Annotated in this window: 13 protein-coding genes; 1 reads left to right on the top strand and 12 read right to left on the bottom strand. The window is 35.1% G+C overall.

Annotated features, from left to right (window positions below):
• Window positions 1-19 precede the first annotated feature (19 nt).
• From C4F50_RS05660 to C4F50_RS05605, 12 genes are all read right to left on the bottom strand, one after another.
• On the bottom strand, window positions 20-3031 hold the full coding sequence (locus C4F50_RS05660) for a SusC/RagA family TonB-linked outer membrane protein (protein WP_193845441.1): 3012 nt from the start codon (window positions 3029-3031) through the stop codon (window positions 20-22).
• A gap of 251 nt (window positions 3032-3282) precedes the next feature.
• On the bottom strand, window positions 3283-5472 hold the full coding sequence (locus C4F50_RS05655) for an alpha-N-acetylglucosaminidase (RefSeq protein ID WP_193845440.1): 2190 nt from the start codon (window positions 5470-5472) through the stop codon (window positions 3283-3285).
• Window positions 5473-5843: 371 nt separating this feature from the next.
• Window positions 5844-6101: a hypothetical protein gene (locus C4F50_RS05650; protein WP_193845439.1), complete on the bottom strand. Its 258-nt coding sequence runs from the start codon at window positions 6099-6101 to the stop codon at window positions 5844-5846.
• Between the two features lie 117 nt (window positions 6102-6218).
• On the bottom strand, window positions 6219-7613 hold the full coding sequence (locus tag C4F50_RS05645; protein ID WP_193845438.1) for an aldehyde dehydrogenase family protein: 1395 nt from the start codon (window positions 7611-7613) through the stop codon (window positions 6219-6221).
• 125 nt (window positions 7614-7738) lie between these two features.
• Window positions 7739-8047, bottom strand: a complete 309-nt coding sequence (locus C4F50_RS05640) for a putative quinol monooxygenase (protein ID WP_193845437.1) — start codon at window positions 8045-8047, stop codon at window positions 7739-7741.
• Between the two features lie 194 nt (window positions 8048-8241).
• A complete protein-coding gene (locus tag C4F50_RS05635; protein WP_228011960.1) occupies window positions 8242-9030 on the bottom strand; it encodes a type 1 glutamine amidotransferase domain-containing protein in 789 nt (262 codons plus the stop codon).
• Window positions 9031-9159: 129 nt separating this feature from the next.
• On the bottom strand, window positions 9160-9729 hold the full coding sequence (locus tag C4F50_RS05630; RefSeq protein ID WP_193845436.1) for a Crp/Fnr family transcriptional regulator: 570 nt from the start codon (window positions 9727-9729) through the stop codon (window positions 9160-9162).
• 495 nt (window positions 9730-10224) lie between these two features.
• Window positions 10225-11226: an NADP-dependent oxidoreductase gene (locus C4F50_RS05625; RefSeq protein ID WP_193845435.1), complete on the bottom strand. Its 1002-nt coding sequence runs from the start codon at window positions 11224-11226 to the stop codon at window positions 10225-10227.
• A gap of 21 nt (window positions 11227-11247) precedes the next feature.
• On the bottom strand, window positions 11248-12015 hold the full coding sequence (locus tag C4F50_RS05620) for an SDR family oxidoreductase (RefSeq protein WP_193845434.1): 768 nt from the start codon (window positions 12013-12015) through the stop codon (window positions 11248-11250).
• 6 nt (window positions 12016-12021) lie between these two features.
• Window positions 12022-12714: an SDR family oxidoreductase gene (locus tag C4F50_RS05615; protein ID WP_193845433.1), complete on the bottom strand. Its 693-nt coding sequence runs from the start codon at window positions 12712-12714 to the stop codon at window positions 12022-12024.
• 137 nt (window positions 12715-12851) lie between these two features.
• On the bottom strand, window positions 12852-13442 hold the full coding sequence (locus C4F50_RS05610; protein WP_193845432.1) for a TetR/AcrR family transcriptional regulator: 591 nt from the start codon (window positions 13440-13442) through the stop codon (window positions 12852-12854).
• Window positions 13443-13666: 224 nt separating this feature from the next.
• Window positions 13667-13834, bottom strand: coding sequence for a hypothetical protein (locus C4F50_RS05605; protein ID WP_193845431.1), 168 nt, complete (start codon window positions 13832-13834; stop codon window positions 13667-13669).
• Between the two features lie 165 nt (window positions 13835-13999).
• On the opposite strand from C4F50_RS05605, the gene C4F50_RS05600 reads away from it, so the two are divergent.
• Window positions 14000-14554, top strand: coding sequence for a nucleotidyltransferase family protein (locus tag C4F50_RS05600; protein ID WP_193845430.1), 555 nt, complete (start codon window positions 14000-14002; stop codon window positions 14552-14554).
• Window positions 14555-14580 lie beyond the last annotated feature (26 nt).

Raw genomic sequence — 14580 nt, 5'->3', positions numbered from 1 at the left:
GATAATTTCAATTTACTTTTTAGAAAATTACGTTTAAACCAAACATAAAAGTTCTGGTTTTAGGATAAAAGTTGTTCGAATCTACACCTGGAGCGGTTCCTCCTTGTTCAACTTCTGGATCAATTCCTGAATATTTGGTAATTACAAAGAGGTTGTTTATGGTTTCATAAACACGTACACTTTGTATAAATCTGCCGACTTTACCAAAATTGTATCCTAAAGTCATATTATCTAATCTTAAATAACTTCCGTCTTCTATAAATCGTGACGAGTATTTATAAGAGTTCAAATCATTTGGCGATTCGTCTTGAGCGTCAACCAAAATATTTGTGGTCATTGCGGTACTCGGCCTGAATAAATCGGCACGGGTTGCATTGAAAATTTTGTTTCCAAATACTCCTCTGAAGAAAACACTTAAATCAAACTTTTTGTATGTAAAAGTATTTCCCCATCCTAATAACAGCTTTGGCTGTGCATCTCCAACATAATGATAATCTACTCCATTTAAAGGCGTTGTAGTCAAATTATTGTCTTTGTCATAATATTGCGAAACTCCATTTGCATCTTTTCCAGCATATTTAAGTGTAAAGAATTGTCCAAGAGGTCTTCCTTCTTTAAAAATCTGTAAGGTGCTTCCTGTTTGTCCGCCTCCGTCAGGCTGTACTCTCCTGATAGAATCTCCACCAATGAATAATGGATTGGTCAATTTTACAATTTTGTTTTTGTTGCTTGCCAAGTTCAAGTTTGTAGACCAGCTGAAATTTGCTGTTTTAATTGGAGTTGCTCCTAAACTAACCTCGATACCTTTATTAGACATGGTTCCTCCGTTGGCTACAATTGTCCCTACCGGCACAAGCACTGGATTTACTGCATAATTGAAAATCATATCGGTTGTTTTTTTGTCGTACACATCAACAGAACCAGTAATTTTTCCTTTTAAGATAGAAAAGTCAACTCCAATGTTTGCTGTTGCTGTTTTTTCCCATTTCAAATCTGGATTTGCTGCCTGATTTGGTCCGTAAGCTCCGATTTGTTGTCCGTTATAATAAAAAGTTCCAACACTTCCTGAGATAAACTGCGCTGTATAAGCATTAAATCCTGATGAATTTCCTGTTATACCATAACTTCCTCTAAATTTTAAATCCGTGAAAAGGTTTTGATTTTTCATGAAGTTTTCTTTGTCAACTCTCCAGGCTCCACCCACAGAAGGGAAAAATCCCCAGCGGTTATTAGCTCCAAACATAGAACCTCCGTCTCTTCTTAAAGTTCCTTGTAAAAGGTATTTATCATTAAATCCATAGTTTAAACGAACAAATTCTCCAATTAAACGTGTTTTTTGATACGCTTTACTATCTCCAAAATTTACTACATATCCGTTTACAGATGTATAGTTGCTCAATGCAAGGTTATTGTACCCAACATTATCTACAGGAAAATTAGTTGCTGTTGCTTGGAATCCGTCACCATAAGTGTTTTCCTGCCATGAGTATCCTAAAACGGCTTTTATTTTATGACCGCCTAACGCTTTATCCCAATTTAAGAAACTCTCGATAATGTTGTTTGTGTTTTCGTACGAATTTCTTAAAGCAGAACCATTTACACCAAAATTGATTAATGTTTTTGTTTGAGGTGGATCTGGATTATTGTAAAAATTCGCACTATTGTATCTGGAATAATAACTATCGTAAAATTCTCCGTGAGATGTCGATAATCTTTGGTGCGCCACATTTAAGTTGTACGTAAAACCCCAAGGAAGTTTTAATTCTGCTGTAATGTTTCCAACAAGATTGTTCGTTTTGGTTTCGTCTGTTCCGTGCTCGATTAAAGCAACTGGATTAAAATATCCTGTACTGACAAAGTTTTCAAAGAAAGTTCCGTCGTCATTTCTTACCGGTGAAACTGGAAGGTGATTAATAGCTTGCAAAAGAACAGTATTACGTTGTGGAACATTGATGTATTTACTGTTTGAATTGGTAACATTAAGACCTATTTTAAGTTTATCATTAAAAGCGTATTGATCTACAGATAAACGGGCAATAACACGAGAGAAATCACTTTTTAATAAAACTCCTTCTTTTTGGATAGAAGTAATACTTGCCGTATAATTTCCGTGCTCGCCGCCACCGCTCATCGATACGTTATGGCTGCTGGAAACGGCACGTCTTGATCTTAAAATTTCTTTCTGCCAATCTGTGTTAGCTCCTTTATCATTTTCCGGCGTAAAATTCAAGTTGTTTTTTGTGGTAAAAGCTCTAAGCTGATCTGAATTCATCATGTCCAGTTCGTTCGAAACTTCTTCAAAACCATAATAACCGTTATAGGCAATCTGCGTTCTGTCTTTGCTTCCTTTTTTTGTCGTTACCATAATAACTCCATTTGCAGCACGGTTACCGTAAATGGCTGTTGCGGCAGCATCTTTTAAAACGTCGATTGTAGCAATATCATCTGGAGAAATAATCGAAATATCGACTCCCGGTACTCCATCAATTACATAAAATGGCCCTTGTGAACTATTTAATGTCGAAGCTCCACGCAAAACTACAGAAGCCGTTTTTGTAGGGTCACCGCTGGAAGAAATATTCAAACCAGAAACTTTACCTTGCAAAAGCTGTCCTACATCGCTGATAGCACCTCTATTCAGCTCCTCAGCTTTAATGGATGTTACTGCTGTTGTCAAGTTTTTACGAGAACCTTTACCATAACCCACAACTACCACTTGCTCTAGATTTGTAGTACCAGATAGTAATTTTATTGAAAGATTCGTTTTTGTTCCGTCTAATTTTACAGGCTGATCGTCAAATCCTATAAAAGAAAATATTAGAGTTGCATTTTTGTTTGAAACCGAAATTTTAAATTTCCCATCAAAATCTGTTGTTGCGGTATTAGTTGTACCTTTTTCTAATACGTTAGCGGCTGGAAGTGGAAGTCCTTTGTCATCTAAAACTACACCAGACACATCTGTTTTTTGTGCCCAGGTATTAATGGAGAAGCCAAAGAAGAAGGCTAATAATAAAAGTTTAAGTTTTTCCATTTTAATATTTGGTTAATTGGTTAAATAGTATTGACGAAATTAATGCTAAAGAAATGTTAACAAATGGACAAGTTATTCATAAACATGGATAAAATCAATAAAGTCAATGATAGTAAGGCTTTCTAAAGTTATTTTTCTAAAATTATATAGTTAAAAACTTATTAATTAATCGATTTCGTAAAATTTCATTTCATATCTTTTCGTAGTTTATGGTTTAGAGTTTGGTCTTTAAGGTTTTAATGATATACGTATTATTCTAAATGTTTAGTTTCTTTATTTTCTGTCCATTTAATTTCCCAGTTTTTAATTAATGCTCTTTCTTTTGTTTCATCAAACGGCGTGTTGTTTACGGATGATTTTTTCAAAGCTTCTAAAAACATTTTCCATCTCGGCCAGTAAAAACCTTTATACATTCCCTGCCATGATCTTGAAGCATAATCATTCAAATGACCTTCTCCGCCCCAAAGGGTAATTAATGTTTTGGCATTTTTTACATATAATTTAGAAACTTCAGGCGTGCTTCCATATGCTGCAGCTGATTTAACCCAATAATCAAGACTGTTTAGCGGTTGTCCAGCCATTAATTTATCAATTTCTAAAGCTTGTTGCTCTATCTTTTTAAATAATTGATCGCCTTTTACAATGTCTTTCTGCTGATATGCTTTTACACATTCGATCAAATCCTCATCAATACAAAGCGAATAATAATGTCTTGAAGCATCGATTAAATCGTACTGAATGAAATTCTTTTTATCGTATTTTTTAGCTTCTCCTTTTAAAATATCCAAAGCTTCTTTTAGTTTGTTCTTATCCCCTGGATTTCCTTTAAACTCGGTAATTGATGCCGTTGGTCTTTTAAATAGTAAATACGCTCCAGCCCTATCATTCCACCAGCGGGTTTCCCAATATTTGGTGCTGTAAACCGATTCTAATAATAATTCCCAAGCCTTAAAAACAGAACTTGATGTTTTTTGCTCGTATCTCGTATTCAAATAATTTGTCAGCCAGTCTTTAATAGACTGTTCGCCTTGGTTCCACGGAAGATCATAAATAAATTCATAAACAATAGAATTGTTGTTCAAACCTTCTGGCATGGCGCCGTAACCCACCACATTTCCTTTATGCGGATTTTTGAGCAGACTTGTCAATTCGTTTTTGTAGAAATTCAAATCTCCATATACCGGATTAGATCCTCCATAATTATGTACGTATCCGTAAGTCCATTGTTTGCCATAAAATGCTTCCTGATTTTCCCATACCTTATAGCGGTCATTGGCATAATCCTGAACCATTAATCGGTCGTTTGGCACTTTGCTTAAAAATGCACTGGTAGCTTCTTTTGTCCAGAAATTTTTGTTGTCTCCAAAAAGCCATCCCTGCATTACCCAAACTGCTTCGGGAGCTGCTTCCTCAATAGTTTCATAAATAGCACTTCCGTAATTGGCAAGTTCTTCATATTTATTATGTTCAGAAACCGGCGGTTCAATTTCGTTGAAAGAATCTGCCAGATAGAAATTAGACTTTCCGTACATTTTGGTGTAGATTTCGATAAAACGTTTTCCAATTTTTTTAAACAAAGGATCTTTTGAATCTAATAGAAAAGTACTTTCAAAACCACCTCCTGACCAGGAATTCAATTCGGTTATTTTGGCTTCCGGATGTTTTTCGGCGAAAGCTTTTGGAACATAACCGCTAAAAGCCGGCACAACAGGATGCATATCCAAAGCTCGCATTCTTTCTAATATCTTTTTTTGAAGTTCTTGTTTTTTGCTAAACCATTCTTGCGGCAACGGTCCTTCGAGGCTGTTGATATTTCCCATACGCTGCCAGGGCAAAAATGCCGGTCCAGCAAAATGCGCTTCTAGCTGATTGTTTGTTAATCCGTATTCTTTCCATAATTCCTGCCACACGGCTTCCTGACCTTCCATTGCAGTTGGGAGATTGATTCCGTGCATTGCCATCCAATCAATTTCCTGTTCCCAGCGTTTCCAATCCCACCACGGAGTGGTGTAGCCAAATGTACAAGCGTTTAGATATTCTCTGTATTGAAATGGTGTGTTTCCTTTTTTAGAATATTTTGGCCATGACTTGGGCAGCTTAATTCTATTTCCTTCCCAGCTGACCAAAACGGCTCCGATATCGCGCAGGAAATTGTACGCAGCATAGCAGATTGCCGTGTTGTTCGATCCTTCAATTTTTACCTGATTGTTATAGGTCTGTATTTCAAACCAATCTGTTTGATTGTTTTTACTTTCAACCACGCTCAACTGGAAATCGATCGCGCGATTACCCACTAGTCTTTCTATTACCCCGAAAGCACTTTTTGTATTTTGATTGTTTTGGGAATAGCCTTTAAAAGCAAAAAAAAACAACAGCAAAAAAATTAGTCTAACCTTCTTTAAAGTACTTTCACTTTTAATACTAAAATTTTCTCTTTTCATATAAATGGTATATTTATTAAATTATACTAACTGACTTTGTCCAAAAAATAAGGGAGAATAAATAGATCATTAATCTCCCTTTGAAATAAAACCAAACAAAAAATTTATTAACAAAATCAAAACAAACAATTGTATCTTCTACAGAAAATAAAATTATGGAGAATGTTTTTTTTCAAGATGGATTAATCAATCGAAAATATAGACATATTCTTTGAAGCACTAAAAAATAGCAGAATGAAGCCTGAGAAGTTTAAGTTCTAATGGTGTATAATACAGTAAATGGATGTGCTAGCTTAACACATCCATTTATTTGGGCTTGATACCTTTTTTACAGCAAAAGGTTAAGGGGATTTTTTTATTCTAAATAAAGTTTATTTTAATTTCTCATAAACATGCAGATCATTTCCATAATCTAGAATATACATGCAGTTTTGATTAAACTTTATAGATTTTATTTTTTCATTAGTCTGTGGACAAAGAATCCATTCGTAATAACCATCGTAAGGGTTAATTGCTATGACAAAGGACTCACCAGAATCATAAACAGCATACCATAATAATCCATCATGGTAAACTACATTGTAGCCTGCAGGAATGTATGCATTCTCTTTAAAGATAAAATCCGGCATTCTTGAATTTATCCATCCTTCATATTCGAGTATTAAACCATCATCCGTAGTTATTTACGGTTAGTTTTTTTACTTATGTTTTATCAAACAATATCGGATGGATAAAATTCCATCCATTTATATCGATTTACTTTTAAAAACCATCAATTTTTCTCTTGTCATATCATTTATAGTATAAGAGATTCCGCCCATTCCAAGACCTGAAGCATCTCTTCCGCCAAACGGCATCCAGTCTACTCTAAAAGCGGTATTGTCATTTACCATAACGGCAGTAGCATTTAGTTTTTGGGCTGTTTCCAAAGCAATATCAACATTTTTTGTAAAAACAGCGGCCTGAAAATGAACATCAAGCGCATTTGCTTTTCTTATGGCTTCCTGCCTATCTGTAAAAGGATAAATACACACAACGGGACCAAAAATTTCGCTTGTTGATACTTTTGAATCTTCAGATGGATTAAACAAAATTGTCGGCTCAAAACAAGTATCCGAAATACGTTTTCCACCTGTTATTAATTTAGCTCCATCAGCAATTGCTTCATTTACCCATTCTTCCACCCGATTCACTTCTTTTGGTGTAATAAGCGAACCAACGTCTGTTTTTTCATCAAATGGATTTCCGACAATTAATTTACTGGCCGCATCAGAAAATTGTTCAACAAAACGGTCACAAATTTCCTGATTTACATAGACTTTCTGTACCGAAACACAAACCTGACCTGCATGGTAAAATCCTCCTTTTACCAAATCCGGAATCATTTCGCTAAAATCAGCATCGCTTTCTACAATTACGGGTGCTGCACCGCCGTGTTCTAAGGCACATCTTGTTCCAGGCGCCAATTTGCTTTTCAAAGACCAGCCTACTTTTGCAGAACCAATAAAAGAGAAAAAATTAACTCTTGAATCTGTAACTAACAATTCTGCGGTTTCATTATCACACAATACTACTTGCAGCCAGCCTTCGGGTAAACCGGCTTCTTTTAAAATATCTGCAAGGGCAAGACCTGATAAAGGTGTATTACTGGAAGGTTTGAATATTACAGGACAACCCGCAGCAACGGCAGCAGCGATTTGATGCACTGCTAAATTTAACGGATGATTGAACGCGCTAACAGCTGCAACAATACCAATAGGTTCTTTTGAAGTAAAGGCAATTCTGTTTAAAGAAGCTTCTGTAAGTCCCATTGGGATTTGTTCGCCTTTTATTTGCGAGATATGTTCTGCGGCTAATTTTACACCTTTTATGGCTCTCAAAATTTCTGCTTTTGAGTCTTGATAAGGTTTTCCGCCTTCGCTGATGGCCAAATGTATCAATTCCTCGCTTCTTTCAATCATGATGGCAGCTGCTTTTTCTAATATTTCAATTCTTTTAAAAGCCGGAATCCAATTAGATTGATCATTGAACAACTGCTGAGCAGTATTCAATATATTTTCAACTTCATTTTTATTGATGAGCGGTAATTCTTTTACCAGACTTTGGTCGTAGGGGAAGATTATTTTTGTGGTATTTTCCATAAATGTTATTTTAAGATAGCTGCTTATAAAAACCATGCTTTAGTATTTCACGGTTTGTTCCTTAAATTTAATCAAATTGTCAATGAAAACAATCCTTTTTAACTTTGTATTCCAATATTTTTGTTTTACAAATAAGCTACAGGCGTTGCTAAAACAATCTCTCTGTTTTGTAATAAAGGAACAATCTGCCCTAATACTATCTCCTGAAAATAAGCTGAATTGCGATGTTCTGTAACAGCTTCTTCACTTGTATATCCTTCAAATAACAACAATGTATTTGGATCTGCAATACTTTGATGAATGGTATAAAATAAATTCCCATTTTCTTTGACGCTTTCGTCGTGTACCGTTTTTAATAGATTTAAAACGTTTTCAATCTGACCTTCTATAACTTTCCATGTTGCAAAAACATGAATTGGATTTTGATTTTTCATTTTGTTTTTAATTTTAATATGTTTTTTGTTTTTGAGAAATAGCAGTATCATCTTGTCATCACTAGTGGCAGCGAACCATCGAAGCAATCTCTGTTGGTAATTCGATAGATCTTAGCAATTTTGATTGCAGCGTTCCTCGGGATGACAAGATTGCGGATACTTTGTGTATTTGTGCCTACTGGTTTAAGACCATATTACTTTTTAGATTCTAAAATAACAATCATCTTTTCAGCCACTCCTTTTGCAGAAGCCGGATTTTGTCCTGTAACCAGATTACCATCGGCAATACTGTGTGCTGACCAATTTGCGGCTGCGTGAAATTTTGCTCCTTGTTTTGTTAATGCAGTTTCTAGTAAGAACGGAACATCAGCAATAGCGTAACCTCTTTCTTCCTCATCTGTAAAAGAGGTGATGTTTTTACCGTTTACTAAATAAGTTCCGTTGCTTAGTTTTACATTTAATAAGGAAACCGGACCATGACAGACAGCTCCAACCACTGCATTGCGTTCGTAAGTTTCTTTAATTACTTTTTTCAGCAATTCGTTTTCCGGCATATCGACCATTGGTGCTAATCCGCCTGGTACAAAAACGGCATCGTATTTACTCACATCAACCGTAGATAGTTTAACGGCTTTTTGCATAGCTTCCCATCCTTTTCCTGTTAGAAATGCGAGGTTATCAGGATCATTTGCTAAACTAAGCGCATCTAAATAAGGCGTATCTCCTGTTAAGCTGGCAAAATCTATTTGGTAATTTGCTTTTTCAAATTCGGCATAAGGATGCGCTACTTCAGGTAAAAATGTTCCTGTTCTTCTGTTGTTTGGTCCAATTGCATTGGCATTCGATACGATAATTAAAACTTTTTTCATTTTTGTTTCGTTTTTAAGGGTTGTTGTTTGTTTTGCTGTTGTGTTTTCTTTTTTGTTTTGTGCATAAGAAGAGAAAATGGCAAGTGCCGCTATTAGCATCATTAATTTTTTCATGGCTATAAATTTTTTAGTTATTATGAATTATTTATAGGGCAAATTTATGCCGGCTCTACTCCTCAATACGAGGAGCAAAGTCACAAAAAAAGTGTGACGGGAATCACACTTTGAGAATTAAACGGTATCTTATTTATTGTTAGAGTACAGCCTGCTTAGGGTTTCACGGCTTACCCCGAGATATTCGGCAATGTATTTCTTGGGAATTTTTTGCATGAGTTTGGGATACAGCTCTGCAAATTCTTTATAGCGCTGCTGCGGATTATTAGAAAGTAATGAGATTACTCTTTGCTGAAGTGCGATATAACCTTTGGTTAATTTTACTCTAAAAAAGTGTTCCATTTTATGAAGCGTAACCGATAATTGTTCTCTGCCCTCAAGAGTCAGGCATAAAACTTCTCCCGGTTCCATACAAACTACATACATATTGGCCGGCTTTTGATTGAAGTATGAAATGTAATCCGACATCCACCAATTTTCTGTGGCGAATTGCACAATGTGTTCTTTTCCGTCTTCATCCAGATAAAAAACTCTGAAAATGCCGCTCATAATGATGTATTCATATTTTGCATCATCGCCTTGCTGAATTAGATATTGATTTTTTAATACTCTTCTTATTGTGAAAAAGGGTTTGATTGATTCGAACTCCTCATCAGTAATCGGAATGATTTCTTCTATATGTTTTCTCAGTTTCTCCATTCGTGGCATTTAACATTTCAAAGGTATAAGATTATTTGTATTCATTCGAATTTTGATCAGAAGTTGTTTTATGATATAAACCAATCTGGAATTTGTTATTTAGCGGAAGCGGTATTTTTAAGTAGATTAATCATACTACACATCACCACAGCCGAAAGGCGCCAATTGAAGATAATTGGCGCCTTTTTTTATATATCTAATTAATGAGTGAGTTTACTTATATTTTTTGTCTGTGCCTCAACAAAATATTAATCTGGCACTTTCAATTCGAAAAAGCATTCTCTAGCGCTGCAAATCAGTTAAACAGCATTTCTAAATTTAAACCTTATTTGATCACCTGCCAGGGCCACAATGAATGATGAAAAAGAAAAACACATTCATAACTATCAGGTGAATTAAGTGCTAATTTCAAATCGAAAAGTGCCGATTATAATATTAAAACAGCATTTGTATCAGAAAGAAATGCACTTAAAGCACTGTCTTGCCGTAAAACTGTTATTTTATTTTAATAACTACCTTTCCTTTTGCTCTGCCGCTTTCTACATAAGACAAAGCATCATTTGTTTTTTCGAAAGAAAAAACTTTATCCACAACAGGTTTGATGATTCCTGATTCAATAAGTTTGGTAATTTCGCTTAACTGTTCCCCATCAGCTCTCATGAACAAAAAAGAATAGTCTACATTTTTATGTTTTGCCTTTTTTCGGATACTAGAACTTAGTATTGACAGAATGATTTTTACAAACCAAGGCGCTTTAATTTCTGAAGCAAAAACAGGTGTCGGCGGACCTGAAATAGAAATCAGTTTTCCCCCAGATTTTAATATCCGAAGCGATTTTTCGAGTGTTTCCTTATCTTGGCTGTTCAATACTGCATCGTAACTACTCAGCATTTTTTCGAAATCGCTGTTTTTGTAATCAATAACGATATCAGCTCCAAGATTTTTTAGTAAGTCTGTACTTTGCGCACCTGCCGTAGTAGCCACTACAGCACCTAAATGTTTGGCCAGCTGCACCGCAAAAGTCCCAACACCCCCAGAACCTGCCTGAATAAATACTTTTTGTCCGGGTTTGATTTTTGCTCTTTCAACCAAAACCTGCCAAGCTGTGAGCCCCACCAGCGGAATAGATGCCGCTTCTTCCATCGAAAGATTTTTAGGTTTAAGTGCAGCATCTTTTTCGTCAATGGCGATAAATTGGGCAAACGTACCTATTCGGTAATCTGAAACTCTCGCATAGATGTGGTCCCCAGTTTTAAACTTCGTTACATTCTTTCCTGTTTTTACAACTACTCCCGCAGCATCATGACCTAAAATGAGCGGAAGTTTATAGGGCAGAATGAGTTTGAATTCTCCTGCTTTTATTTTAGAGTCTAAAACATTGACGCCTGCCGCATGGATTTCGACTAGAATATCATTTTCTTTTACATCTGGCAAAGAAAGTTCCACGCGCTGCAGACTTTGCTTTTTACTGTACTTATTAATTACAAATGCTTTCATTTCAGATCTTTTAAAGTTTAATTACTGCTTAAAGTCAGCGTAGATTTTTTTAGGATTTACCAGATTGAAAGCCAGCTTTGGGAAAAACCGGTTGACAATATATATTACTTTAGAATCACCTGCCCGAATAGTAAATTGATCTTTTTTAATTCCAGAAACAAGAGTATTGACTAACTTTTCCGCTGTTATTTTTTTGTCGTTTCTTCTAGCCGTCATTTCGGTTGCCACAAGCGGAGGAAGCAGTTCGAAAACCTTTACATTGCTCTCTAATATTTCCAGATTCTTTCTCAATGTTCGGGTATAAAAACTCAAAGCGGTTTTAGTGGCCGCATAAGTAGGTTCTTCTAAGGCAGGCACCATACTCAAAAGCGAAGTTGTGTTTATAATGGCCGCCTCTTTTCTTGATTTAAGCATATCCATAAAGATGTTGTTGAGTCTTATAACACCAAAATAATTGATGTTCATTTCATACACCGCATTCTTTAAAATCTGTTCATTTGCAATTCCGAGATTAAGTGACGGACTTCCGACCCCTGCATTATTATACAAGATATCGATGCCGCCTAAGGCAGTTACCTGATCAAAAAGAGACAGGGCATCATCCTGATTTTCAACATCACTTTTAATAACTATTACTGACGGGAGCAGTCTTTTTGCTTCCTCTAGTTTTGTTTGATTCCTGCCAGTGATGATAACCTTGGCCCCTTCTGCTAAAAACTGTTTTGCCGATTCTAAACCAATGCCAGAAGCTCCTCCTGTAATCAATATCGTTTTATCTTTGATATTCATTTTCTTTTATTTAAAGAATTGTTTTGTGTCGCCTACGGGAACATCAAACTGATTTTTTTCAAGAGCCGCAAACAATTCATCAGCGACTTCTTCTGGAGGAATTCCGTTTGCTCCTCCAATTTCTGCCGAAAATTCTGTGTTCACCAATGGAGGATAAACTTCGTATATCTGAAGATTTTTTTCTTCTTCGTATGTTGCGCGTAAGGCTGTTGTATAACTATGTAAAGCCGCTTTTGTCGCACCATAAGTCGGGAGAAATTTATGACTGCCGAAAACTGCAATCGAAGATACGTTTACAACAGCAGCTTCTGTTTTTTGCATTAAATGAGGTAATAAAAGCTCTGTAAAATGTATTACACTTAAATAGTTTGTATTCATTTCGATAGCCGCTTTTTCGTGCGCATTTAAAGTTTCGCTTAAAAGATAAGCATAAGCCGCTCCGGCATTATTGATAATAACATTTACCTCTGGGTAATCCTCTTTTAATTGCTTTGCAATACGAATTCTGTCTGCTTCTACAGATAAATCACCTTGTATGGCGATTGCATGATCTAATTGTTTTAATGCATTTTGCAGACGTTCTTCGCTCCTGCCGTTGATAATGATTTTATTGCCAGCGGCATTTAGTTTTTTAGCAATTGCCAATCCTATTCCGGCACTTCCGCCGCTTATAAATACTGTATTTCCTGTTGTTTTCATTTTATCAATTATTTAAATTAAATTTTATGTTTTTGGTACTATTCTATTTCAACAAATTTTTTATTTTATTTTTCTATTTTAGACTTTTTAGTCTATTTTAAAATATACTTTTTAGTCTATTTTACATCAAAAAAAAACTATATTAGGTATTGTTCTAATTCAGATTTCAGACTTTTGATAAGTCCCTGCATGGGTTTTGCAGTATTCATGACTCTGCACATTACTATTCCTCCTTCAACCGAAGCTACCAATTTAAAGGCAAAAACCGCTGGGTCAAGCTTAGCAGAAAACTCTCCGTTATTAATTCCTTCCTGCAGCAAAGCTGTTAACTCCTGCTGACCGTTTTTAAAAACTTTGGCCACTTTTTCTTTTATAACAGGATAATTATCATCTGCTTCTACGGCAGTATTAAATATCGGACATCCGCCAGAAATGAAAGTTTCAATAGGATTCTTATAAAAATCTAGAAAAGCAAATATTTTAGCTTTTATCGTTTTGCCGCTGTAAACCGCATTCCTAATTTTCTCTGTAATCATTTTAAGTGCCAACTCAACCACTTGTTCAGATAAATCTTCTTTACTTTCAAAATGACCATACAGACATCCTTTTGTGAGTTTTGAAGCTTCCAAAACATCATCAATATTGACTCCTGAAATACCTTTTTCATTATAAAGAGGTACCGCGGTTTCTAGTATAAATTGTTTTGTTTTTTCGGCTTTTGTAAGCATTGCTGATTTAATTAGAGCACAAATATACTAAAAAGTATATTTTAAAGACAAAAAAAAGAGTTTTTTTTTATTTAACTTGTTTGCTTTTAAGTAAAAACGAAACTACCAACCCATATCAAAACTTTTCTACAGCAGTAAAAGAAAAGCGATTACACTCCCATTAGTATACCAATGACAATCCAAAGAAAGTCATTGGCTGAGTTTTTAATATCTTACTACTGATATCATTTTTTCTTCTTCTGGCCCGGCGCATAAGCTTTAGCACTCTTACTGCCTGACATTTTCTTTGCCTGTCCCGGAGGAACTTTTCCAGAATTAGACGAAGTACTATGTACACTGCATCCTGTAATGATAAAAATACAAGCGATCATCAAATATTTGAAAGTTTTCATAAGTTAGTTTTTTCTTCAAAGTTATACTATTATTACTGTATCATACTAATTTTAGCACTAATTCATAGCAACCATTATTTAAATGATTTAATTTGCAATCCAAATTATAATATGCAGGAATACTTTATTGTGTAAAGTGCCTGCGTCATTTTTTTAAATCAAACAATGGAATACAAAAAGGAATTAATGGACATCATAATAAACGATGAGATGATCATCGAAACCCTGACCATTGTTAAAAATTTAAAATTAAAGGACTGCTGGATCGGAGCTGGATTTATAAGAAATAAAGTTTGGGATGTATTACATAATAAAAAAACAATAAGTCTTAATGATGTTGATGTAGTGTTTTTTGATGAAAGCAATATCTCAGAAAGGTTAGAAAAAGAAATAGAGCAAAGACTTAATGAAATAAATCCACAACTGCAATGGTCTGTTAAAAATCAGGCGAGAATGCATCTTCGTAATCATCATCAAAAATACAGCAGTACCGAAAACGCAATTTCTTACTGGCCAGAAACTGCAACAGCTGTTGCAGTGAGATTGAATTTAAATGATAAAATCGAAATTTTGGCACCCTATGGTTTAAATGATTTATTTAACCTAATAGTTAAACCTACTCCAAATTTCAACATCACTGCTTTTCAAAAAAGAGTAAATGAAAAAGAATGGCAGAAACAATGGCAAAACTTAAAATTGGCTGATGCCTTTTTACCATAAAAAGCTAAGACGATTTTAAAGGTATT

The sequence above is a fragment of the Flavobacterium hungaricum genome (genome assembly GCF_015182285.1).
GTDB classification, from domain to species: Bacteria; Bacteroidota; Bacteroidia; order Flavobacteriales; family Flavobacteriaceae; genus Flavobacterium; species Flavobacterium hungaricum.
The sequence above is the reverse complement of the archived record's forward strand: the minus strand, read 5'-3'. Positions and strand labels throughout refer to the sequence as shown.